Origin of the sequence: Kitasatospora sp. NPDC008115, assembly GCF_042957205.1 — a bacterium.
Lineage (GTDB): Bacteria > Actinomycetota > Actinomycetes > Streptomycetales > Streptomycetaceae > Kitasatospora.
The window spans coordinates 83767-106363 of record NZ_JBIBHU010000001.1; the positions used below are offsets into that span (position 1 = coordinate 83767).

The following is a 22597-nucleotide window of genomic DNA, read 5'->3' on the forward strand; positions in this document are numbered from 1 at the left end:
CTGCACCGCCCGAACCACCAGGGTAATGGCTTGGCAAAGGAATCGGCATCCGCCGCGAGAAGGATTCGGCCGCCGGTCGGCCCGCTACTCCGGCGGGGACGCCGATCGGCGCCCCCGCGAGCAAGCACGTGCCCAGAGCCGGACTCGAACCGGCACGGCCTTTCGGCCAAGCAGTTTTAAGCTGCCCGTGTCTGCGTTCCACCATCTGGGCGTCCTGCGGACCCGGCCCCGCCGACGGAGCGGAGAGCATTGCCCCGCCGCCCGCGCGGACCACCCCTGAGCCTAGTCGCCCGACAACCCCTTTCGCATGTTCCTAGGCGGGGAAGTTGTCATGTTTCCTTGCCATCTGACGAACAGTTCGTGATTTGGCCACCGAACCCGCTCGTTCCGGCCACCGCCTTTCGCTCAGGGTCCGTGTCATACCGCAGGAGGAGGGCGCCTCCCGGGCGTACACCCAGCGGCGGTCAGGCCAACCGTCCGGCGGAGCGACGAGAAACCATGATCGTCCGGCGGAGCATGGAGGTACGGCCGGACGCCCATGGAAGGGCCCGGTCGTCCAAGCACTTCCGCCGCGCCGCACCCACCCGGCGCGGCCCCTCTCTGCCGAGCCCCGAGGAGCACCCCCGTGACCACGTCGACCGCAACCGCCGTCCGCACCGGCCGGGCGGCCGCCCGCGCCACCGGTCTGAACAAGGTCTACGGGGAGGGGGAGACCCGCGTCGTCGCCCTCGACAACGTCAGCGTCACCTTCCCGCAGGGCGAGTTCACCGCCATCATGGGCCCCTCCGGCTCCGGCAAGTCCACCCTGATGCACTGCATGGCCGGCCTCGACACCGTCACCTCCGGCTCCTCCACCATCGGCGACACCGAACTCGTCGGCCTCAAGGACAAGCAGCTCACCCAGCTGCGCCGCGACCACATCGGCTTCATCTTCCAGGCCTTCAACCTGCTGCCCACCCTCACCGCCCTGGAGAACATCACCCTCCCGATGGACATCGCCGGCCGCAAGGCCGACAAGCAGTGGCTCGACAAGGTGGTCGAGACCGTCGGACTCTCCGGCCGGCTCTCCCACCGCCCCAGCCAGCTCTCCGGCGGCCAGCAGCAGCGCGTCGCCTGCGCCCGCGCCCTCGCGAGCAAGCCCGACATCATCTTCGCCGACGAACCGACCGGAAACCTCGACTCCCGATCCGGCGCCGAGATCCTCTCCTTCCTGCGCAACTCCGTGCGCGAACTCGGACAGACCGTCGTCATGGTCACCCACGACCCCGTCGCCGCCTCCTACGCCGACCGCGTCGTCTTCCTCGCCGACGGCCGCATCGTCGACGAACTGCTCCACCCGACCGCCGACGCCGTCCTGGACCGCATGCGCCGCTTCGACGCCAAGGGCCGCACCAGCTGACGCCCCGCGTCCGCCGCCCGCCCCTTCGCAGACCCCAGTACCCCAGGACACCCCATGTATCGCACCGCACTGCGCAATGTGCTGGCCCACAAGGGCCGGCTGCTGATGACGGCGCTCGCCGTCATGCTGGGCACCGCCTTCGTGGCCGGCACCATGGTCTTCTCCGACACCTTCGGCAAGGCCATGCGGGACAACAACTCCAAGAGCTACTCCGACGTGTCGGTCCAGGTCGTCGACACCGCCGCCGGCGCCGGCGCGTCCGCCCGGGAGAAGGGCGGGAAGAGCCCGGTCACGCTGACCGATGCCACCGTCCAGCAGCTCGCCGCGCTGCCCGGCACCGCGAGTGTCCGCGGCGTGGTCAGCGGCTTCACCGGCGTCGCCGACCGGAGCGGCACCCTGATCGGCCAGTCCTGGACGGCCCGGGGAGCCAACTTCGCCCCCGGCCCGGACGGCAAGGACTCCCGCTACCCGATGGTCGAGGGCCAGGGCCCGAAGAACGGCAAGGAGGTCGCCCTCGACCGGAAGGCCGCCGAGGAGGGCGGCTACAAGGTCGGCGACACCGTCCGCATCGCCATCAACGGGCCCGTCATGGAGCTGAAGCTCACCGGTGTCTTCACCACCGACGACCCGGTGGTGAACTCCGGCGGCACGCTCACCCTGTTCGACCGCGCCACCGCCCAGCAGCTGCTGCTGGAGCCCGGCCGCTACAGCGGCATCGTGCTCGCCGCCAAGCCCGGCACCAGCCAGGACGCCCTGCTCTCCGAGGTGAACCAGAAGCTCCGCCCGGAGCAGCAGATCGAGGTCCGCACCGGCGCCGAGCTGAAGGCGGAGGAGGACCGGCTGATCACCAGGGACTCCGAGCAGATCCGCACCATGCTGCTCGCCTTCGCCGCGATCTCGCTCTTCGTCGGCATCTTCCTCATCGCCAACACCTTCACCATGCTGATCGCCCAGCGCACCAAGGAGCTCGCGCTGCTCCGCGCGGTCGGCGCCAGCCGCAAGCAGGTGACCCGCTCGGTGCTGATCGAGGCGCTCGCCATCGGCACCGTGGCGGGCGCGGCCGGCCTGGTCGCCGGAGTCGGCGTCGGCGCCGCACTGCAGTCCGTGGTCGTCTCGCTGAACGACAGCCTGCCGACCGGGTCACTGGTGATCAAGCCGCTGACCGTGGCGGTCACCCTGCTCGTCGGCATCCTGGTGACGGTGCTCTCCGCGCTGCTGCCGGCCGTCCGCGCCTCGCGGATCGCCCCGGTCGCCGCGATGAGCAGCGGTGACCAGCCGGTCAGCCAGAAGTCCCTGGTGGTCCGGAACGCGATCGGCTCGGTGCTGGCCGCCGTCGGCATCGCCCTGGTCGTCTTCGGCGCCTCGAAGGGCAACTCCGACGGCCGGATCCCGGTCGCGGCCGGCGCGCTCTTCGCCGTCCTGGGCGTCTTCGTCCTGCTGCCGCTGCTCTCCCGGCCGGTGATCGCCCTGGTCGGCCCGGTACTCGGCAGGCTGTTCGGCACGCCGGGCAAGCTGGCCCGGCAGAACGCGGTGCGCAACCCGCGCCGCACCGCCGCCACCGCCGCCGCGCTCACCATCGGTCTGACCCTGGTCAGCGGACTGACCGTGATCGGCGCCTCGGTCGGCGACACCGTGGACCGCACGGTCACCAGCTCGATGAAGGCCGACTACTTCGTCGCCGCCGCCAACTTCATGAGCCTGTCCGACAAGGTGCCGGCGGAGATCGCCAAGGCCCCCGGGGTGGCCACCTCCTCGCCGATGACCCGGGTCTCCTGGAAGCTCAACGGCAGCGCGCGGGACATCTCCGGCCTGGACGCGGACAGCTTCGACAAGCTGGTCTCGGTGACGATGAAGAGCGGCACGACGGCCGCCGCCGCCCAGGGGCAGCTGCTCGTCGACGAGGACCTCGCGAAGAAGCTCGGGGTCACCACCGGCTCGACCGTCGAGGTCGCCTACCCCGGCGACGCCAAGGGCACGCTGACCGTCGGCGGCGTCTACGAGACCGGCGGCCTGCTCGGCGGGGCGATGCTGGCCAACAGCGAGATCGTCAAGCACGACCCCGGGGCGAACCTGGAGAGCGTCCTGGTCAAGGGCACCGACGGGGAGAGCGCCGCGCTCAAGAAGGCGCTCAAGGACGCCACCGGCGCCAACCCGGTGATCGAGGTCCAGTCGCGCCAGGACGTGCGGGACAGGTTCAGCCAGACCATCACCTTCGCGCTCAACATGATGTACGGCCTGCTGGCGATGTCGGTGATCGTCGCGATCCTCGGTGTGATCAACACCCTGGCGATGTCGGTCTTCGAGCGCAAGCGCGAGATCGGCATGCTGCGGGCGATCGGCCTGGACCGATCCGGCATCAAGCGGATGGTCCGTCTGGAGTCCGTGGTGATCTCGGTCTTCGGCGCCGGCATCGGAGTGCTGCTCGGCTGCTTCATGGCCTGGGCGATCAACGGCACCCTGGAGTCCAGTCTTCAGGGCCTGACCACCGTGGTCCCCTTCGGCCAGCTGCTGCTCTTCCTGGCCCTGGCCGGCCTGGTCGGCCTGGTGGCCGCCTTCTGGCCCGCCCGCCGGGCCTCCAAGCTGGACATCCTGGCCAGCATCAAGACCGACTGACCGTCGGCCCGGGCCTGAGAAGGCCCGGACACGGGAAGGCCAGGACACGGGAAGGCCCCCGCCGGAGGGTTCGGCGGGGGCCTTCTCGTTCACTTCTGTACTCCGCCCGACTCGCACAGCCGGCTGAGCACCACGGAGGTCGTGGTCCGGCAACACTGCCGGGCGGAGGGCCTCCGACTCATACCCCGGTGCTCCCACACCGGGGTCCGCAGTCGCTTACTTGCTGGCGAGCTCCTTGTCGGCGGCCGGCTTGGCGGCCTCGACGGCGGGCTTGGTGGGGGCCGTGACCTCCTGGATCGGCTGGTACGGGTTCTCCATCTGCGACAGGCCGACCATCTCGCGCTTCAGGAAGACGGCGAGGGTCCAGTCGGTGAAGACGCGGACCTTCCGGTTGAAGGTGGGGACCATGGCGCCGTGGTACAGGCGGTGGAACCACCAGGCCGGACGGCCCTTCAGCTTGTACTTGCCGAAGAGGATCGCGACACCCTTGTGCAGGCCGAGGCCGGCGACCGCACCCAGGTTCTTGTGCTTGTACTCCTGCTGCGGGAAGCCGCGCATGCCGGAGATCACGTTGTCGCCGAGGACGGCGGCCTGGCGCACGGCGTGCTGCGCGTTCGGCGGGCACCAGGCACCCTCACCGGCGGCGAGGTCCGGCACCTGGGCGTTGTCGCCGGCGGCCCAGACGTAGTCGAAGCCCTGGACCTGGAGGGTCGGCGCGGTGTCGACGTGGCCGCGCGGGCCCAGCGGCAGGCCGAAGCGGGCCAGCACCGGGTTCGGCTTCACGCCGGCCGTCCACACGATGGTGGAGGCGTCCATCTCCATGCCGTTCTTCAGCACGACGTGGCCGTCGACGCAGGAGTCCATCGAGGTCTCGATGTAGACCTCGATGTTGCGCTCTTCGAGCTTCTCCTTGGTCCACAGACCGAGGTCGGGGCCCATCTCCGGGAGGATCCGGTTGGCGGCCTCGACCACGACGAAGCGCATGTCGTCACGGCTGACGGTCTTGTAGATCTTGGAGGCGTCGCGCGCCATGTCCTCGATCTCGGCGATCGTCTCGACGCCGGCGAAGCCGCCGCCGATGATGACGAAGGTCAGCGCCTTGCGGCGGACCGCCTCGTCCGTGGTGGACTCGGCCTTGTCCAGCTGCGCCATGACGTGGTTGCGGAGGGCGATGGCCTCCTCCACGGTCTTCATGCCGATGCCGTTCTCGGCCAGGCCCGGGATCGGGAAGGTCCGGGAGACCGAACCGGTCGCGACGACCAGGTAGTCGAAGGGCAGCTCGTACGAGTCGCCCGCCGAGGGCTGGATCGTGGCGATCTTGCGCTCGTGGTCCACACCGGTGACCGCACCGGTGAGCACCTCCGCGTTCTTCAGCGCGGTGCGCAGGGGCGCGACGAGGTTGCGGGGCGCGACGTTGCCGCCGGCCGCCTCGGGGAGGAAGGGCAGGTACGTCATGTACGACCGCGGGTCCACGACCGTGACGGTCGCTTCGCCGTAGCGCATCTTCTTGAGGATGCGCATCGCGGCATACAGGCCGACGTAACCACCGCCGACAATGAGGATGCGAGGACGCTCCGTGGTGCTCATATCCGAAAGTATCCAGCACCGCTCGGAGCAGTCTTCGTGAGCCCGCTCACAAGCTTATGGACCCCTTCTGCTACACTGCGCGCCCCCGTTTCGAGCCCCCGCCCGACCCCTGGCGGCCCCCGCGACCCCCGGTCGGGCACTCCCACCGGGACGGCCCCGCTGAGCAGCAACGATCCATGAGGCGGCCCGGTTCCCGTACGGGATTTCGATTTTCAAACCTCCAGCGGCTCGGGACCTGCGATCCAGTGGCCGTCACGCCGAGCGAGCCTTCGGTCCCACATATCGGACGGAGCGGACCGCCCGGCACGGCGAAAGGCTGGATCCTCATGTGAAGAAATTCACGAACATTCCCGCGCGGCCCCGGGCGCGCCCCGGCCCCGGAGCCCCAGGGGGGCTTCCGGGGCCGGTCGGTGAGTCCCGCGCCGGTTCAGCGGGCGATGCTCCAGGCGATGCCGTCCAGGATGTCGTGCTCGCTGACGACCACCTCGGCGGCGCCCGTCCGCTCCATGATCTCCAGCAGCTCCAGCGCGCCGGCCGCGATCACGTCCACCCGGCCCGGGTGCATCGACGGGATCGCCGCCCGCTCCGCGTGGGTGGAGCGCAGCAGCCGGCCGGCGATCTCGGCGACCCGCTCGCGGGAGATCCGGGAGTGGTGGATCGCCTCCGAGTCGTAGCCGGGCAGGTCCTGGGCGATCGCCGAGATGGTGGTGACCGTGCCGGCCAGGCCGACCAGGGTGGCCGCGCCGGTCAGCGCCACGGCCTCCTCCGCCCGGTCCAGCTCCGCCCGCACGTGCGCCCTCGCCTCGGCGATCTGCGCGTCCGACGGCAGCTCGGCGCCGTCGAAGTGCCGCTCGGTCAGCCGGACGCAGCCGATGTCCACCGAGCGCGCCGCCCGGACGTCCTCGGCGCCGAGCACGAACTCGGTCGAGCCGCCGCCCAGGTCGAAGACCAGGTAGGGGGCCGGGAACTGACCCCCGGTGAGCTCCTTGGTGGCGCCGACGAAGGACAGGTGCGCCTCCTCCTCGCCGCTGACCACCTCGGGCTCGACGCCCAGGGCCGCCCGCACGCCGTCGACGTACTCGGCGCTGTTCTCGGCGTCCCGGGAGGCGCTGGTGGCGACGAAGCGGATCCGCTCCGGGCCCACCCCGAAGCCGGAGATCACCCCGGCGTACTCCCGGCAGGCGGCGAAGGTGCGCTCCAGCGCGTCCGGGTGCAGCCGGCCGGTGCGGTCCACGCCCTGGCCCAGCCGGTTGATGATCATCCGCCGGTCGAGGTCGGTGATCGCCCCGGTCTCCGGGTCGAGGTCGGCGACCAGCAGCCGGATCGAATTGGTCCCGCAGTCGATCGCGGCCACCCGGGTGGTGCTCATGCGTCGGCCTCCCCCGCCTCGTCCGCCTCCTGCGCGGCCCGCTTGGCGGCGCGGTCGGCGGTCTTCTGCTCCTTGGCCGCGATCACGGCCTCGTGGTCCTGCTCCTTGGTCCGGTTGCGGGCCACCCGCTCGCCGGCGGCCGCGACCTCGGCGGCGGAGACGCACGGGCCCTTGGCCCACCAGTCCTCCAGCATGCCGAGCGCCTCGTCGCCGAGCGGGTTGACGCCCTCGCCGGCCGCCAGCGAGTGGCCGACCAGCACGTGCAGGCACTTGACCCGGTCCGGCATGCCGCCGGCGCTCGGGAAGCCCTCCAGCACCTCGATGGCGTCCCGGCGGGCGATGTAGTCCTCGTGCGCCTTCTGGTACGCCGCGGCCAGCTCCGGGTCCTCGGCGAGCCGGGCGCTCTGGTCCTTCATCACGCCGTCCGCCTCCAGGGTGCCGATCAGCGAGGCGGCCTTGGGGCAGGTCAGGTAGTACAGCGTCGGGAACGGCGTGCCGTCCGGCAGCCGGGGGGCCGTCTCCACGACGTCCGGGTTGCCGCACGGGCAGCGGTGGGCCACGCCGCGCAGGCCGCGCGGAACCCGGCCGAGCTGTGCGGCGATCGCCGCGACGTCCTCGTCGGAGACGGTGGGGTGGTTCTCAGTGGTCATGGGAGGAGCTGTCTCCAGCGGGGGCGGGGGCGGGTGGTGAGGGTGGGGCGGGCTGCCCCGGGGCGGCGGGGGCCGCGGGAGCGGCGGCGGCGTCGACGGAGTCCCAGACGCTGGCGTACCAGGGCCGGGCCGCCTTGGCCGGACCGGCCGCCGGGCCCGCCGCGGGCGGCGGCGCGCCCAGCGAGGAGTTGGCCGCGCCCCGGGCCGCCGGGTCCACCGCGATGTACGGGGTCTCCCCCGGCATCGCGTAGTGCAGCCGGGTGCGGGCCTGCGCCTTGACGTACTCCGGGTCCTGCCAGCGGGCCTTCTCCCGGCGCAGCTGCTCGACCTGCTGCCGGGCGTGCTCGGCCCGGGCGCGCTGCGCCGAGATCTCCGAGCGCTGGGAGACGAACTGGCGCGTCGGATAGGCCAGGATCGCCACCAGCGAGCAGAGCACCAGCACGAGGACGGTCGCCCGGCTCGTGAACCGGGGCCGGGCCGCCAAGCCCGGGATCCTCCAGCCTGCCATCTCCGGTGTCCCCTCCTGCTCCTGGTCCGCTCCTGGTCGCGACGGTGCCCCGCCGTCCACCCTACGGGGTGAACGGCGGGGCACCGGTCAGGCGTGCGCTACCGGGCGTCCCGGCGATACCGGCCGGGCGCGGCCGGGTCGGGCTCAGCCCTCGTACTTGAACCGCGGGAAGGCGCCGCGGCCGGCGTACTCGGCGGCGTCGTCGAGGATCTCCTCGATGCGCAGCAGCTGGTTGTACTTGGCGACGCGCTCGGAGCGGGCCGGGGCGCCGGTCTTGATCTGGCCGCAGTTGGTGGCGACGGCGAGGTCGGCGATGGTGACGTCCTCGGTCTCGCCGGAGCGGTGCGACATCATGCAGCGGTAGCCGTTGCGCTGGGCCAGCTCGACGGCGTCCAGGGTCTCGGTGAGCGAGCCGATCTGGTTGACCTTCACCAGCAGCGCGTTGGCGGTGCCGGTCTCGATGCCGCGGGCCAGGCGGGCCGGGTTGGTGACGAACAGGTCGTCGCCGACCAGCTGGACCTTGTCGCCCAGCTTGTCGGTCATGGCCTTCCAGCCGTCCCAGTCCGACTCGTCCAGCGGGTCCTCGATGGAGACCAGCGGGTAGGCGGCGACCAGGCCGGCGTAGTACTCGATCAGCTCGGCGGAGGTGAGCGCCTTGCCCTCGAACTGGTAGGCGCCGTCCTCGTAGAACTCGGAGGAGGCGACGTCCAGGGCGAGCGCGACGTCCTTGCCCGGCACGTAGCCGGCCTTCTGGATGGCCTCGACGATGAGGTCCAGGGCCTCGCGGTTGGAGTCCAGGTTCGGGGCGAAGCCGCCCTCGTCGCCCAGGCCGGTCGACAGACCGCGCTCCTTCAGCACGCCCTTGAGGGTGTGGTAGACCTCGACGCCCCAGCGGACGGCCTCGGAGAAGGACTCCGCGCCGATCGGGGCGATCATGAACTCCTGGATGTCGACGTTGGAGTCCGCGTGCGAGCCGCCGTTGAGGATGTTCATCATCGGGACCGGCAGGACGTGCGCGTTCGGGCCGCCCAGGTAGCGGAACAGCGGCAGGTCGCTGGCCTCGGAGGCGGCGTGCGCGACGGCCAGCGAGACGCCCAGGATGGCGTTGGCGCCGAGCGAGGACTTGTCCGGGGTGGCGTCCAGGTCCAGCATGGCCTGGTCGATCAGGCGCTGCTCGGTGGCGTCGTAGCCGACCAGCTCCGGGCCGATCTGCTCGATGACGGCCAGGACGGCCTTCTCCACGCCCTTGCCGAAGTAGCGGTTCTTGTCACCGTCGCGGAGCTCCAGCGCCTCGAAGGCACCGGTGGAGGCACCCGACGGGACGGCGGCACGGCCGGTGCTGCCGTCGTCGAGGCCGACCTCGACCTCGACCGTGGGGTTGCCGCGCGAGTCGAGAATCTCACGGGCTACGACGACATCGATGGACGGCACGAGGCATCTCCTAGCGGAAGCAGGTTCGGCTGACGTGGGGTGCAGTCGGCCGGACGATTGCGGAGTCGTTACGACCAGAGCCTAACCGCACGGGCTGTCCGGGCCACGTCGACCTCGGCTCCGTCTCAGCGTGTGGCCTCGCTACCCACCGGTAGTTCACCTGGTTGCCGGGCCGGAGACGTCCGGAAGCGGACGAAGGGGGCCCAATCGGCCCCCTCCGTCCGTCCGGTCGGACCGGTCGTCAGCCGAGGGTCAGGACCTGGCCCGGGACGATCAGGTTCGGGTCGGCGCCGACGGTGGCGCGGTTGCCGTCGTACAGCGCCTGCCAGCCGCCGGAGACGCCCTGGGCGGTGGCGATCCCGCCGAGCGTGTCACCGGAGCGGACGGTGTAGCCCTGGCCGGCCGACTGCTGCTGAGCGGCGGGGGCCTGGGCGGCCGGCTGGCCGGCGTTCTGCTGGTAGACGCTCTGGTGGCTGGTCCAGTACCAGGCGCCGTTGTTCTGGTACCAGTACACCTTGGCGTCGGCGTCCCAGCCGGCCTTGCCGGAGAAGGCCGGCGACTGCTGCTGCGGCTGGGCCTGCGGGGCCTGCTGCTTGGGCGCGGCGTGCTTCGGCGCGTACTGCTGGGCCTGCGGCTTGGCGGTCTGCTGCTCGGCCTGCGCCTTGGGGGCGGCGTGCTTCGGCGCGGCGGCCTTCGGGGCCTCCTGCTGCGGCTTGGCCTCCTGGGCGGCCTGCGGGACCTGCGGCTTCGGGGCGGCCGGCTTGGCGGGCGTCGAGGTGTCGACCGCCGCCGGGGCGCCGCCCTTGGTCAGGCCGGCCTTCTTGGAGCAGACCGGCCAGGCGCCCGGGCCCTGCCCGGCGAGGACCTTCTCGGCGACCGATATCTGCTGGGCCTTCGAGGCCTGGTTGGCCTGCGGCGCGTAGGCGTTGCCGCCGTACGCCTTCCAGGTGCTGGCGGTGAACTGGAGGCCGCCGTAGAAGCCGTTGCCGGTGTTGATGCTCCAGTTGCCGCCGCTCTCGCACTGGGCGACCGCGTCCCAGGTGGAGACCGGGGCGGCGGAGGCGCCGGTGGCGCTCAGGATCGGCATGGCCAGTCCGACGCCGGCGACACCGGCGACGGCGATGGCCTTCTCGGCCTGGGTACGGCGACGGTGACGACCGGTTCCAACGAACAGCATGAAGGGGTCCCTCTCCGCACGCCTGCGAGGTGAGCTGTCGGGTTCGGACCGGGAGGTGGCCCGGCCGCGCGGAGGCGGCTTCACCCCTAGCCGTGGGAGACGGCGCAAAACCTGGGTCCCCCGCCCCTGCCCAGGGTTCTGGTCGGTTTCCCGGGGCGCGGCGGGCAGGACTCGGCGTTCCGCGCACGGGGCCCGCAGCTGCGGGCTCCACGGAGAGTAGACAGATCTTCAGAGCAATCACAAGCTCATATCGTCGATATCACACGGACATCACGTCATGTGATGGATCGCCTACCAACCGGGGTGGTATGTCCGGATTGAGGGTGGTTCAGACCCTCGGAAACCGGCGAACGGAGAGTGTGCGTCAGCGTGTTGTGCTGGTGCGTCAGCCCTCCGAGCCGGTCTCCGAGCCAGTCTCCGGGCCGGTCTCCGGAGCCTTGCCGCCGGGCGCTTTCTCCGGTGTGAATTCCACCGGAAGTTCACGGAGTCCACGCATGATCAGACCACCGCGCCACCGCAGGTCCCCGGGGTCCGCGGCGAGCCGCAGGTCCGGCAGCCGGGTCAGCAGGGTGGCCAGCGCGGCCCGCCCCTCCAGCCGCGCCAGCGGCGCGCCGATGCAGTAGTGGATGCCGTGCCCGAACCCCAGGTGCGGGTTGTCCGTCCGGGCCAGGTCCAGGGTGTTCTCGTCGGCGAACCGCGCCGGGTCCCGGTCCGCCGCCGCGAGCACCACCAGCACCGGGTCGCCGACCGGGATCTCCACCCCGCCGATGGTCAGCGGGCTGGTCGCGAACCGCCAGGTGGCCAGCTCCACCGGCCCGTCGTAGCGCAGCAGTTCCTCGATCCCGGTCTCCAGCAGCGCGCTCTCGCCGCGCCCGACGGACTCCTGGAGCAGGGCGCGCTGGCCCGGGTTGCGCAGCAGCGCGTACACGCCGTTGCCGATCAGGTTGACCGTCGTCTCGAAGCCGGCGAAGAGCAGGATGAAGGCCATCGCCGCGGCCTCGTTCTCGGTCAGGTGCTCTCCGTGGTCGCTCGCCCGGATCAGCCCCGAGATCAGGTCGTCGCCGAGGTCCGCCCGCTTGCGGTGGATCAGCTCCGCCAGGTAGGCGCGCATCCGCTTCACCGCGCGCCCCACCCCGCCGCGCCGGCCGCCGCCGTGCCGGATCATCATCCCGGCCCAGTCCCGGAAGTCGTCCTGGTCCTCGGCCGGCACCCCGAGCAGGTCGCAGATCGCGTAGATGGGGAGCGGGAAGGCGAACTCGTGGATGAGGTCGGCGGACCCGCGCGCCGCGAAGCCGTCGATCAGCCGGTCGGTCAGCTGCTGCACCCGCGGCTCGAAGGCCGCCACCCGGCGCGGCGTGAACGCCTTGGACACCAGGCGGCGCAGCCGGGTGTGGTCCGGCGGGTCGATGTTGAGCAGGTGCGTCATGAGGTCGGCCTGGCGCTCGCCCGGGATGCCGACCCGGCCGGTGCGGTGGGCCTGCTCGCTGTGGTGCACCGGGTTCTTGGAGAGCCGGCCGTCCGCGAGCGCCTGCCGGGCGTCCGCGTACCGCGTGACCAGCCACGCCTCCACCCCGCTCGGCAGGGTGGTCCGGTGCACCGGCTCGTGCTCCCGCAGCCACGCGTAGGCGGGGTACGGGTCGGCGGCGAACTCCCAGGTGAACAGGGGCGGACGGGCGGAGGCGGGCTGAGCTGGCATGGGTCGACGGTATCCCGGGCGTGTCCGGGCGACCGCACGCAGTGCGCGCGACGTGCGCGTGGGCGGGCGGTGTCCGCTCACCGGGACACCGCGCCGTCCGTTCGGCGTGACAGGCGTGAGCCTGGTCACCTGAGGGGTAATTCCTGTTGCGGAGGGTCAGGACCTGCCTACGATCCTCCGCAAGGTGCGCGTGGGCGCCGGTGCGGAGCCGCCCACAGGGAGGAGCAAGGCCATGCGGGTCAACGGTTCGGTCGTCGTGATCTCCGTACTCGACGGCGGGTCGGGGGCGGACCTCGCCCGCCGGCTCACCGCGGCGGGCACCACCGGCATGCTGATCGCCGACCAGCGGGTCGGGATCGCCGAGGACCTCGCCACCGAGCTCGACCGGCCGGGCTGTCCCGTCGTCGGCGTCTGCGGCGACGTCCGCCGTCCCAGTGACGTCGCCGCGCTGGTCGACACCGCCGAGAAGCACCTGGGCCCGATCGGCCTGTTCTGCGTGGCCGGGCCGGGCGGCGAGCGGATCGTCTCCCTCGCCGAGCTGCCCGACCACCTCGACCTGGAGCGGCTCGCCGAACTCGTCGCCCTGGTCGGCGAGGCGATCGGCGAGGTCGTCGTCGTCCCGGCGCAGCGCCGGCCGGTGGCGGACGTCGCCGCCTGATCGCCACGCCCTCCACCGGCCGGGCTCCGGTCCCCTACTCTCCGGGCTTCAGGCCCTCGGCGGCGCGGACCGCGTCCCGGTAGCCGCGCGCCGCCGCCCGCAGTGCGGCGTCCACGTCCACCCCGGCGTCGTGCGCGCGCTGCGCCACCGCGAGCAGCAGCCGGCCCGCCGACTCCGCCGTCAGCGCCCCCGGCAGCTCGTACGGTTCGTCCGGCACGCCGGTGAAGCCCGCCCGGCGCACCCGCGACACCAGCTTCGCCGCGTAGGCGAGCGAGGGCAGCCCGGCCGGCACGCCGTCCAGCACCGACTCGCGCTCCGACTTCTCGGCCGCCTTGAGCGCCTCCCAGCTGGCCTCCACCTCCTCCGCGCCGCTCGCCTCGGCGTCGCCGAACACGTGCGGGTGGCGGTACATCAGCTTGTCGACGATGTCGCCCGCCACGTCGTCGACCGAGAAGGCGCCGGTGGGGTGCTCCTCGGCGATCCGGGAGTGGAAGAAGACCTGGAGCAGGACGTCGCCCAGCTCCTCGCGGAGCATGTCGCGGTCCCCCTCCTCGATCGCCTCGACCAGCTCGTAGGCCTCCTCGACCAGGTACTTCACCAGGCTGGCGTGGGTCTGCTCGGCGTCCCACGGGCAGCCGCCCGGCGAGCGGAGCCGGTCCATCACGGAGACCAGGTCCAGCAGCCGGGCGCCCGGCAGGTCGTAGGAGCCGGGCAGCACCTCGATCTCCGGCACCTCGCCGGCGTGCTCGACCGCGAGGCGGGCCAGCGCGTCGGTCAGCCCGGGGTCGCCGTCCGGGCCGCCCAGCCAGACCGTCGGTCCCGCGTCGGCGGACGGCCCGTCCGGGGCCTCGGTCAGCAGCCGGGCCAGCGCGGGGGCGGAGCCGGGCGCCACGGTCCGGACCTCGACGCCGGCCTGCGCCAGGGCGGGCAGCTGCGGGTGGGCGGGGTCGGCGGTGAGCACCCGCCCGGCCGACCGCAGCGCCTCCCAGGCGGGCCACGACAGCAGGCCGGGGGCCACCCGGTGGGTGGTGATGAGGAGGATCAGCTTCGCGCCCGGAGGATTCGTCGTCACAACCCGAACCTACCCGTCTGCCCCGACCCTCCTCCCCGCACGGCCGGGCACGTTCGTCAACCCTGACGATCGTCCAGGTCGGACCCTGTCTTTCGGGTCGGGTCGGACGCCTTCCCCTCCTTCTACCGTGCGTGGCATGACGAACACGCTCAGGAACAGAACGGCCCTCGCGGTGGTGCTGCTGGGGGCGGGCACCGGCGCGGTCGGGTGGCTGGCACCGGGGCGCGCGGGCGGGGAGGGACCGGTCCGGGTGGTCACCGGCCGGTCCGCCGAGGCCTACCGCCGGGTGGCCGACGCCGTCGCCGACGCCCCGCCCCGGCTCGCCGCCCTGCTGGAGCCCGCCACCGAGGCCGGACTGCTGGTACTGGGCCTGCTGCTGGTGCTCTGCTGGTGGACGGCGCGCGGGCGGCGGGCCGCCGGCACGGTCGCGGGCGTCGCGCTCACCGGCCTCGGCACGGTGCTCGCGTACGGGGCGAGCGAGCTGCTGAAGCTCGTGCTCGACGAGGAGCGGCCCTGCCGGGCGCTGCCCGCCCTGCCGTCCACCGCGCTCGCCGACTGCCCGCCGCCGGGCGACTGGTCCTTCCCCAGCAATCACGCGACCCTGGCCGTCGGGCTGGCCACCGGGCTGGTGCTGCTGCGGCCGCGCTGGGCGGCGTGGGTGGCGTGGGCGGCCATACCCGTCGGCCTCGGGACGGCCGGCCTGCGGGTCGCCGCCGGGGTGCACTACCCGCACGACGTGCTCGCCGGGGCGGTCCTGGGCGGGACGGTCACGGCGGCGGTGGTCGTCGCGCTGCTGCCGTCCGCGACGGCGGTGGTCGGTGCGCTGGGCGGAGTGCGGCTGCTCGGTCCGCTGCTGCTCCGTCCGCTGCCGGCGGCACCCGTCCCCGGGTCAGGCCGGCGGGCCCGCGGTCAGGCCCGCCTCATGGGCGAGGACGGCGGCGGCCGCCCGGTTGGCCACGCCCAGCCGCGCCAGGACGTTGCTGACGTGGGCCTTCACCGTGCCCTCCACCACCCCGATCCGACGGGCGATCTGGCCGTTGGACAGCCCGGCGGCGACCAGCGCCAGCACGTCGCGTTCGCGGGCGGTCAGCCCGTCCACCCGGCGCTGGGCGGCAGCCCGGCGGTCGGCCGGACCACCGGCCCCGGAGGCGGCGAGGTGGGCCACCACCCGGGCGGCCACCCTGGGTGAGAGATAGGCGGCGCCGTCCGCCACCGAGCGCACGCCGGCGATCAGCTCCTCCGGCTCGCCGGACTTGATCAGGAACCCGTTGGCGCCCCCGCCGAGGGCGCGCAGGATGTAGTCGTCCTCACCGAAGGTGGTCAGCATGACGATCCCGGTCGGGCCCCCGGCCCTGGTGGTGACGGCGCCCCGGCGGATCTCGGCGGCGGCGGCGATGCCGTCCGTGCCGGGCATCCGGATGTCCAGCACGGCGACGTCCGGGCGGTGGCGGCGGACCAGGTCCACCGCCTCCCGCCCGTCCCCGGTCTCGGCGACGATCTCGATCCCCGGGTCGGTGGCCAGCACCGCGCGCACCCCCGCCCGCACCATCGGCTCGTCGTCCGCGATCACCACCCGGATCGGCGAGCGGGCCCCGCCCCGGGGCTCCACGCCGTTCACCGGGCGCTCACTGGATCAGGGTGTCCAGGGAGATCAGCACGTCGTTCCGGAAGCAGAGCCGGTACGCGTCCCCGGAGCGGTCGTCGTTGAACACCTCGGCCGTCATCGCGTAGTACTCGCATGTCACTCCCTCTCCGCCGGGCGGCGGGCCGCCCACGGACGGATGGTACGGAAACTGACGTTCCGGCAGAAATCGCTGGACGGTGGCCCGGTCCATGCCGACGCGCAGCGAGGCGTAGTCGGCGGGTTCGAGGACGGACGGGCCGGTCCGCTGGATCGTCCAGCCCCGCAGCGCGGCGGTCAGGACCAGGGCGACGGACAGCGGCACCAGCACCACGGCCACCATCATCCGGCCCACCCGGCGCCGGGCCCGGCGCAGTTCACCGGCGGGCGAGACCGCCGGCGGCAGCGGCACCGGGCCGCCCGCCGGGGCGCCGGTGCGCGGCAGGTCGGCGCGGACCTCGAAACCCCCGTCGTCGCGAGGCCCGTGCCGGAAGGCACCGCCGGCCAGCCGGACCCGCTCGGCCAGGCCGATGAGGCCGCGGCCGCCCGTCACCGGACCGGGCGAACCGCCCAGCGGCGGTCCGTTGACGACCGTGACCCGGGCGCCGTCCGGGGAGTACGCGACCCGCACCGTGACCGGCGCGCCCGGGGCGTGCTTGGCGGCGTTGGTCAGTGCCTCCTGGACCACCCGGTACGCGGCGTGCTCGGTCGCCCGCGGCAGCCCGTCCGGCCCGCCGGTCACGGTCAGCCGGACGTCCAGGCCCGCCGCGGCGGCCTCCGCCACCAACTGCGGGACGCCCGCGTCGGCCGGGCCTCGGGTGGCGTGCGCGTCCGTCTCGTCGCGCAGGACGCCGATCACCTCGCCGAGGCGCTCCACGGCCGCCGCCGCGCCCGCCCGGATCTCCCGGGCCGCCTCACGGTGCGGCGGGGCCAGGTCGGGTGCCAGCTTCAGCGCGCCGGCCCGCAGGGCGATCAGGCTCAGGTCGTGGCCGAGGGCGTCGTGCATGTCCTGGGCGATCCTGGCCCGCTCACGCAGCCGCGCCTGCTCGGCGACCAGTCGCTGCTCACGCTCCGCCCGCTCGGCGCGTTCCCAGCCGGCCCGCACCAGTTCCTGCGACTGCCGCCAGAACCTGCCCACCATCCACGGCCCCATCCCGGCGCAGACCAGGACGGACATCACGGACGTCGCCTGCACCGACCAGGCCGGGACCAGGACGGCCACCAGCGTCACGGCCGTCACCAGGACCGCGAGCAGCATGGCCGCCTCGCGCACCCGCGCCATCCGCACCCCGGCCGCGAACGCCGCCCCGACCCCGGGAACCGCCCACCAGAGGGACACCGCGCTCAGCCCGAGCCCCCCGGCCGCCGCCCCCAGCAACCCCCACTCCACCCACCGTTCTCTCCACACCCACCCGACCCTACGGACCTCACCCACCCCCACGGATCTGCCGAAAGTCATGCCCGCCACCCAAACCCACCCCCACCCGAGAAGTCGGCCCGGCCGCCCGGGCGGGGCAGCAATCGCACGGAGAGCCGGCGGCGGCACCAGCGCCCCCGACCGGCACGGAAAGCCGGACCCGCCGACTTCCTGGTCCAGCCCGTCCGAGAAGGCAGCCCCAGGCCGACCAGGCGGCAGCGAGCACACGGAGAAAAAGCCCAACGCGCGCCGAAAGGCCAGGGGCAGCCCCACCGACATTCCACTCCAGCCAGGCAGGAAGGCAACCGGCTGGGAGCGGCCACCGCCAAAAACCGGCCCCGTCCCACGCCGTATCAGCACCCCTGCCCGGCGCAGGAAGTCGGACCCGCCGACCTTTCGCTCCTGTTGGGGCCAGGGACGGCAATCGCGCCGCCGGCTTGCGTGGAGAGTCGGGCCGGCGGGGTGGGCGGGGTTCTGGGTCAGCCGGCGGGGGGCCAGGGGGTGGCGGTGGTGCGGTGGGGCTGGAGGGTGTCGAGGGTGTGGCGCAGGCGGCGGACGGCGGGGTGGTGGGGGCCCTCGCGGCGTTCGCGGTCGAAGAGGAGCTGGAGCAGCCACGACCAGGCCGCCTCGGTCTCGCCGAGCGAGGCCAGCTGAACGCCGATCCGCTCGCGGAGGTCCAGCAGCCGCTCCGGTTCGGTCTCCGGCCAGACCGCGAGCAGGGCCTGGTACTCGGCGAGCGCCTCCGCTCCGCGCCCGAGCTGTTCGAGGCACTCGGCGGTCCGGTAGCGCGGCTCCAGGGCCCGCCGGCCGTGCGGCCCGCCCTCGGCGGTGGCCGCGAGCAGCCGGTACTCCGTCAGGGCCTCCTGGTGGCGCCGCTCCTGGAGGAGGGTGCGGGCGTAGATGGTCCGGACGGTGCGGACCATCGCCGCCCCGTCGCCGAGTTCGGACCGGCCGCGCGCCAGTAGCCGGGCGGCGAGGTCGAGCACCTCGCGGCGCCGGCCCGCGTCGACCAAGTCGGAGAGCCGGGCGCAGGCCGCCGGGAAGTCCTCGGCAGGGGCGGGCACGACGGTGGGCACGACCGGCACGGCGGACGGCAGGAACGGGGTCGGCTCGGCCCGGGCCGGCGTCACCGGGGCGGCGGCCGCCGGGCGGGGCGGCGGCTGGAGCGGGTGCCGGTACGGGCGGGACGGGTCGGGCAGCGGGCCGAACCGGGGCTGCGGCACGGGGACGGCGGCGGGCAGCAGCGGAAGGAGCCGCCCGTACACCTCCTGCGCGTCGGCCGGGCGGTCCTCGGGCCGCTTGGCGAGCAGGTCGAGGACCAGCCGCTCCAGCGGCGCCGGCACCTCGGGGCGCAGGTCGCGCAGCGGCACCGGCGGGTCGTCGACGTGCCGGCGCAGCAGCCCCAGGGCGGTGGGCGCGCGGAACGGCCCCTCGCCGGCGAGCATCTCGTGCAGCAGGCAGCCGAGCGCGTACAGGTCGCTGCGCGGGTCGACGGTGGCGGACAGCGCCTGCTCCGGCGCCATGTAGGAGGGGCTGCCGATCGGGGCGCCGGTGAGCGTGAGGCGGGTGGCCGCGGGGTCGATCGCGGTGGCGATGCCGAGGTCGAGCAGGACGGTCCGGCCGTCCTCACGGACCATCACATTGCTGGGCTTGAGGTCCCGGTGGACGACCGGCACGGCGTGCACGGCGGCCAGCGCGGCGCAGAGCTGGGCGGCCACCGAGACCGCGCGCTCGACCGGGAACGGCGCGTCCTCGGCGATCAGGTCGGCCAGGCTGACGCCGGACACGCGCTGCATGACCAGGAACAGCTCGCCGCCGTCCTCGCCCGCGTCGAAGACGGTGACCAGACCGGGGTGGTCGAGCGCGGCGGTGGTGCGGCACTCGCGCAGGAAGCGGTGGCGCAGTTCGTCGCCCGGCCGGAGGTGTCCGGCGGTGGCGGGATCGGCGGCGCCGGTGGCGGCGAGCAGGTGGTCGGTGCGCAGCAGCTTGACGGCGACCGGACGGGCGAGCCGTTCGTCACGGCCGGCCCAGACCTGGCCCATGCCGCCGTGGCCGATCTTCTCGGTGAGGTGGTAGCGGCCGCCGATCACCCGGGCGACGGTCACGGGCGGTCCTCGCGGGCCTGCCGGCGCAGCAGTTCGCCGAGTTCGCGCAGCTCGTCGGAGGTGGCGGGACCGGCGGCTCCGGGTCCGGCGGCGGCTCCGGGTCCGGCGGCCGCTCCGGGACCGGCGGCGCGCACGGGCGGATGGGAGATGGCCGACGGGTGGGAGTCGACGGCGGGGTACGACCGGGCGGCCTGCGGGTAGGGGGCGCCGGTCCCGTACGGCTGGGCGGCGGGGTACAGCTGCGCGGGCCGCGGGTACGGCTGGACCGGTGCGGCGGGCGCCGGGTACCCGTACCCGGCCGACGGCGCGTAGGACCCGGCCGGAGCGGGCGGCTGTACCGGCCGGCCCGACGACCACACCACCTGGCGGTCCAGCAGCAGGAAGTGCACCGGCGGGGTGAACCACAGCACCACCATCATCGTGGTGCCGACCGCGTCGGCGAGCGGGGCGTCGCCCTTGGGGTAGCTGCCGGCGATCCCCATGCAGATGAAGAAGGCGAGGAAGAGCCCGGCGTAGACGACCGCGCCCAGGATGTCGTACGGCCGGCGGCGGCGGACCGCGAGCAGCAGCGAGGGGACCATGCCGAGCAGGCCGAAGGAGAGCAGCGGCGCGAGGACCACCAGGACCCGGCCGAGCACGCCGTACGGTCCGGCCTGCCGTTCGGCGCCCCTCGGGGGGACGGCCATGGTCGGGGCGTAGGCCTGCGGCCCGGTACCGGGTATGCCGCCGGTGGGCGCGCCACCGGGCGGTGGGCCGAACTGCCCGGGGTACTGCCCTGACATGCGCGCTCCTGAGCGGGTGAGGACGACGGCGGTCCCGATCACGGAACCGGCTCCGCACACCGTACCGCCCGCGCCCGTCGCGCTGGAGTCCTTCCACCGCACCCGAATCACACGCCCCTAGCGCACGCACCGCGCGCCCGGCACCCGGCGCCGGAGCGGGAAGTCGGCCGGATCGACTTCCTGCTCCGGCGTCAGGGGGCCTGCGGCGGCTCGGCGGTGCCGGCGGCGAGGGCGTCGGTGACGGCCTGGGTGAGGGTGCGGCCGAGGGCGGCGGCGCGTTGCAGGGTGGCGTCGAAGGCGGCCAGCCGGGCGAAGGCGGCCCCGAGGCGGCGCTGTTCGGTGATCGGCAGGCGCGGCAGCTCGACCCGGCGGATGTCCAGGCGGGTGGTGGTGGAGGCGTGGCTGGCGGCCCGGCGGGCGGCGGCCGTGGAACGCAGGTGGCCGGCCAGGAAGTCCGGGTCGAGGGCGGCCGGGTCGGGGCGGAGCAGATGGAGCTGGCGGCCGAGGGCGGCGCCGGCGGGCGGGCCGTCCGGGCCGACGACGCGGGCGGTGCCGCCGCCGAGGGCGGGGACGAGGACGTCACCGGGCCGGGTCAGCGGCAGGGCCTCGGCACCGGCGGCGGACCGGTCGAGGACGGCGCCGGGCGCGCTGCCGGTGACCAGGTCCTGGTCGGTGAGGACGGGGGTGCCGGACGGGTCGGCGTCGGCCGGCCGGGAGGGCGCGCCGGTGCCGGAGGAGTGCACCTCCAGCAGTCCGGAGCGGACCAGCTCGCCCAGCGTGACGACCGCGCCGCCACCGCCGGGGCCGCCGGGGCCGGTGCCCGCTTCGCCGGTCGGCTCGGGCAGCAGCGCGCCGGGGTCGGCGAGCCCGTCCAGCAGCTCGGTCAGCCGGCCGCTGAGGTGGGAGAACCCGGCCGCGCCGCCGAGCGGGGCGGCCGGGGGGACGTGGCGGGCGGGCGAGAGGTCGGTCTCGTCGTCGAGCAGGTCGATTGCCGCCACGGTCCGGTGCCGGCCGGGGCGGTCCTGGGGCAGCGGCAGCCCCTCGCGGGCGGCCAGGTCGAAGGCGCGCCAGGCGTCCAGCACGGTGCGGCGCAGTTCGGGCCAGCGGACCTTGTCGCGGCCGCCCTCGGCCGCCTCGGCCGAGGTGGGCGAGGCGGAGGCGGCGTCCAGCATCAGCACCTGGCGGAAGTCGTCGCCGGGGCGGGGCGCGCGCAGCACCCAGAGGTGGAGCGGCACCCCGTACGGGGGCGCGACGCCGGCCGGGAGTGCGACGACGGCCCGCAGTGCGCCGGAGCGCAGCAGCTCGGCGCGGACCCGGCGGCCGGCCCGGCGGGCGGCGACGGTGGGCGGGAGCAGCAGGGCGGCGAGTCCGCCGGGGCGGGTGTGGGCGAGGCAGTGCAGCACCCAGGCGAGTTCGGACTCCCCGCGCGGCGGGACGAGGCCGCCGGGCCAGCGCCGGTCGAACTGCAGCTCCTCGTGGCCCCAGTCCCGCTCGTTGTAGGGGGGTTGGCAGAGCACCGCGTCGAAGGTGTGGCCGGTGTAGGCGTCGGCGCGCAGGGCGTCGCCGGGGCGGACGTCGACCGGGAGCGGGGCGGGGTCGGCGGCGGGCGCGTGCAGGGCGATCCGGAGCAGGGCGAGCCCGGCGGTGACCGGGTCGGCGTCCTGGCCGTAGCGGTCGGTGGTGGCGGGCAGGGCGAGCAGCAGCGCGCCGAGGCCGGTGGCGGGGTCGAGCACGGTGGCGGGGACGCCCGCGACGGCGGCGAGCAGTTCGGCGGCCTCCGGCGGGGTGGGGCTGAGCTGGCGGGTGTTGGCCTCGGCGTAGCGGGTGAGGAGCTGTTCGAAGGCGGCGGCCGGACCGGCCTTGGCGGCGAGTTCGACGAGCAGGCGGGCGAGGTCGAGCTCGGTGGAGCCGAGCAGTCCGGGCTGCCGCAGATCGGCGGCGCCTTCGGGGCCCAGCACGGTGCGGGCGGTGTCGGCGAGGGCCCGCGGAAGGCCGGTGGCCAGCCTGGTGTCCGGCTGGTCGGCGAGCGCGCTCCAGCGCTCCGGCGCGCGGTGGTGCAGCAGCAGGACGGAGCCGGCCCGGACCAGCGGGGCGGCCGGGTGGCCGGCCGGGTCGCGCAGGGTCTCGACGAGCCGCCAGACCCGTTCGAGCAGCGGCAGTTCGGCGATCTTGCCCTGGGCCCGGAGCCAGGACTCCACGTCGGTGAGCGCGAAGGCCGGGCTGCTGTCGGTGCCGCCGACCGGGCGGGGGAAGTCGGGGTGGCGGCGGCGCCAGTTGCTGACGGCGGCACGGCCGACCCCGGCGAGACGGGCGATCTCGACGGCGGTCACCTCGGGACGGTCCGGCATGGGGGCTCCTTCGGCGGCGATCGGCGGCGGCATCGATGGTGTGACCACACAGCATAGTCAGCACCCCTCGCCGAACGGTTCACACGTGAACGGAGAGGTATGGCGAATCGCTGTTGACATGGTTCACAGCGCATGGTGTGATCTCTCCTGTCGACAGCACGTCA

The 22597-nt window shown here is 74.0% G+C and carries 16 protein-coding genes, 1 tRNA gene, 1 pseudogene and 1 riboswitch; of the genes and pseudogenes, 4 read left to right on the forward strand and 14 right to left on the reverse strand.

Annotated features, from left to right (window positions below):
• Positions 1-129: 129 nt before the first annotated feature.
• A tRNA-Leu gene (locus ACFZBX_RS00360) sits at positions 130-211 on the reverse strand.
• 414 nt (positions 212-625) lie between these two features.
• Between ACFZBX_RS00360 and ACFZBX_RS00365 the strand changes: the two genes are divergently transcribed.
• Positions 626-1399, forward strand: a complete 774-nt coding sequence (locus ACFZBX_RS00365; protein ID WP_391530439.1) for an ABC transporter ATP-binding protein — start codon at positions 626-628, stop codon at positions 1397-1399.
• A gap of 54 nt (positions 1400-1453) precedes the next feature.
• Positions 1454-4012: an ABC transporter permease gene (locus ACFZBX_RS00370; RefSeq protein WP_391530440.1), complete on the forward strand. Its 2559-nt coding sequence runs from the start codon at positions 1454-1456 to the stop codon at positions 4010-4012.
• Positions 4013-4228: 216 nt separating this feature from the next.
• Here the strand turns inward: ACFZBX_RS00370 and ACFZBX_RS00375 are convergent, their stop codons facing one another.
• The 7 genes from ACFZBX_RS00375 to ACFZBX_RS00405 all read right to left on the reverse strand — a co-directional run bounded on the left by ACFZBX_RS00375 (position 4229) and on the right by ACFZBX_RS00405 (position 12430).
• Entirely contained in the window at positions 4229-5599 is a 1371-nt protein-coding gene (locus ACFZBX_RS00375; protein ID WP_380760874.1) for an NAD(P)/FAD-dependent oxidoreductase, read from the reverse strand.
• A gap of 427 nt (positions 5600-6026) precedes the next feature.
• Positions 6027-6968, reverse strand: coding sequence for an exopolyphosphatase (locus ACFZBX_RS00380; RefSeq protein ID WP_391530441.1), 942 nt, complete (start codon positions 6966-6968; stop codon positions 6027-6029).
• Entirely contained in the window at positions 6965-7636 is a 672-nt protein-coding gene (locus ACFZBX_RS00385) for a DUF501 domain-containing protein (RefSeq protein WP_391531015.1), read from the reverse strand. Before ACFZBX_RS00385 ends, ACFZBX_RS00380 begins: the two co-directional genes overlap by 4 nt.
• A complete protein-coding gene (locus ACFZBX_RS00390; protein ID WP_391530442.1) occupies positions 7608-8126 on the reverse strand; it encodes a septum formation initiator family protein in 519 nt (172 codons plus the stop codon). The genes ACFZBX_RS00385 and ACFZBX_RS00390 overlap by 29 nt, the downstream gene beginning before the upstream one ends.
• 144 nt (positions 8127-8270) lie before the next feature.
• The gene (gene eno, locus ACFZBX_RS00395; RefSeq protein ID WP_344333861.1) at positions 8271-9557 is read right to left on the reverse strand and encodes a phosphopyruvate hydratase; all 1287 of its coding nucleotides are present in this window, start codon (positions 9555-9557) and stop codon (positions 8271-8273) included.
• Between the two features lie 241 nt (positions 9558-9798).
• A complete protein-coding gene (locus tag ACFZBX_RS00400; protein WP_391530444.1) occupies positions 9799-10734 on the reverse strand; it encodes a transglycosylase family protein in 936 nt (311 codons plus the stop codon).
• Between the two features lie 5 nt (positions 10735-10739).
• A riboswitch (cyclic di-AMP (ydaO/yuaA leader) is annotated at positions 10740-10888 on the reverse strand.
• A gap of 231 nt (positions 10889-11119) precedes the next feature.
• The gene (locus ACFZBX_RS00405) at positions 11120-12430 is read right to left on the reverse strand and encodes a cytochrome P450 (RefSeq protein ID WP_391530445.1); all 1311 of its coding nucleotides are present in this window, start codon (positions 12428-12430) and stop codon (positions 11120-11122) included.
• Positions 12431-12662: 232 nt separating this feature from the next.
• Here ACFZBX_RS00405 and ACFZBX_RS00410 point away from each other — a divergent pair, with 232 nt between their 5' ends.
• Positions 12663-13088 (forward strand): SDR family NAD(P)-dependent oxidoreductase, encoded by a 426-nt coding sequence (locus ACFZBX_RS00410; protein WP_391530447.1) that lies wholly within the window; start codon positions 12663-12665, stop codon positions 13086-13088.
• 34 nt (positions 13089-13122) lie between these two features.
• Here ACFZBX_RS00410 and ACFZBX_RS00415 read toward each other — a convergent pair whose 3' ends face one another.
• Positions 13123-14160, reverse strand: a complete 1038-nt coding sequence (locus tag ACFZBX_RS00415) for a MazG family protein (protein WP_391530448.1) — start codon at positions 14158-14160, stop codon at positions 13123-13125.
• Between the two features lie 136 nt (positions 14161-14296).
• Here ACFZBX_RS00415 and ACFZBX_RS00420 point away from each other — a divergent pair.
• A pseudogene (locus ACFZBX_RS00420) lies at positions 14297-14935 on the forward strand (phosphatase PAP2 family protein); the annotation flags it as partial.
• A gap of 114 nt (positions 14936-15049) precedes the next feature.
• On the opposite strand, the gene ACFZBX_RS00425 reads toward ACFZBX_RS00420, so the two are convergent.
• The 5 genes from ACFZBX_RS00425 to ACFZBX_RS00445 form a co-directional block, all read right to left on the reverse strand.
• Positions 15050-15709, reverse strand: coding sequence for a response regulator (locus ACFZBX_RS00425; RefSeq protein ID WP_391531017.1), 660 nt, complete (start codon positions 15707-15709; stop codon positions 15050-15052).
• Positions 15710-15785: 76 nt separating this feature from the next.
• A complete protein-coding gene (locus ACFZBX_RS00430; RefSeq protein WP_391530450.1) occupies positions 15786-17189 on the reverse strand; it encodes a sensor histidine kinase in 1404 nt (467 codons plus the stop codon).
• A 488-nt stretch (positions 17190-17677) separates the two neighbouring features.
• Positions 17678-19303 (reverse strand): protein kinase, encoded by a 1626-nt coding sequence (locus ACFZBX_RS00435; RefSeq protein ID WP_391530451.1) that lies wholly within the window; start codon positions 19301-19303, stop codon positions 17678-17680.
• Positions 19300-20085, reverse strand: a complete 786-nt coding sequence (locus tag ACFZBX_RS00440) for a hypothetical protein (protein WP_391530453.1) — start codon at positions 20083-20085, stop codon at positions 19300-19302. Before ACFZBX_RS00440 ends, ACFZBX_RS00435 begins: the two co-directional genes overlap by 4 nt.
• A 191-nt stretch (positions 20086-20276) precedes the next feature.
• Positions 20277-22433 carry an N-6 DNA methylase gene (locus tag ACFZBX_RS00445; protein ID WP_391530454.1) on the reverse strand — a complete coding sequence of 719 codons (2157 nt, stop codon included), beginning with the start codon at positions 22431-22433 and terminating at the stop codon, positions 20277-20279.
• Between the last annotated feature and the right edge of the window lie 164 nt (positions 22434-22597).

Bases quoted from the DNA above. Each gene is read 5' to 3' on its own strand.
- ACFZBX_RS00370 (WP_391530440.1), top strand. From the start codon at position 1,454: ATGTATCGCACCGCACTGCGCAATGTGCTGGCCCACAAGGGCCGGCTG.
- ACFZBX_RS00375 (WP_380760874.1), bottom strand. From the start codon at position 5,599: ATGAGCACCACGGAGCGTCCTCGCATCCTCATTGTCGGCGGTGGTTAC.
- ACFZBX_RS00380 (WP_391530441.1), bottom strand. From the start codon at position 6,968: ATGAGCACCACCCGGGTGGCCGCGATCGACTGCGGGACCAATTCGATC.
- ACFZBX_RS00390 (WP_391530442.1), bottom strand. From the start codon at position 8,126: ATGGCAGGCTGGAGGATCCCGGGCTTGGCGGCCCGGCCCCGGTTCACG.
- ACFZBX_RS00400 (WP_391530444.1), bottom strand. From the start codon at position 10,734: ATGCTGTTCGTTGGAACCGGTCGTCACCGTCGCCGTACCCAGGCCGAG.
- ACFZBX_RS00405 (WP_391530445.1), bottom strand. From the start codon at position 12,430: ATGCCAGCTCAGCCCGCCTCCGCCCGTCCGCCCCTGTTCACCTGGGAG.
- ACFZBX_RS00410 (WP_391530447.1), top strand. From the start codon at position 12,663: ATGCGGGTCAACGGTTCGGTCGTCGTGATCTCCGTACTCGACGGCGGG.
- ACFZBX_RS00425 (WP_391531017.1), bottom strand. From the start codon at position 15,709: ATGGTGCGGGCGGGGGTGCGCGCGGTGCTGGCCACCGACCCGGGGATC.
- ACFZBX_RS00440 (WP_391530453.1), bottom strand. From the start codon at position 20,085: ATGTCAGGGCAGTACCCCGGGCAGTTCGGCCCACCGCCCGGTGGCGCG.
- ACFZBX_RS00445 (WP_391530454.1), bottom strand. From the start codon at position 22,433: ATGCCGGACCGTCCCGAGGTGACCGCCGTCGAGATCGCCCGTCTCGCC.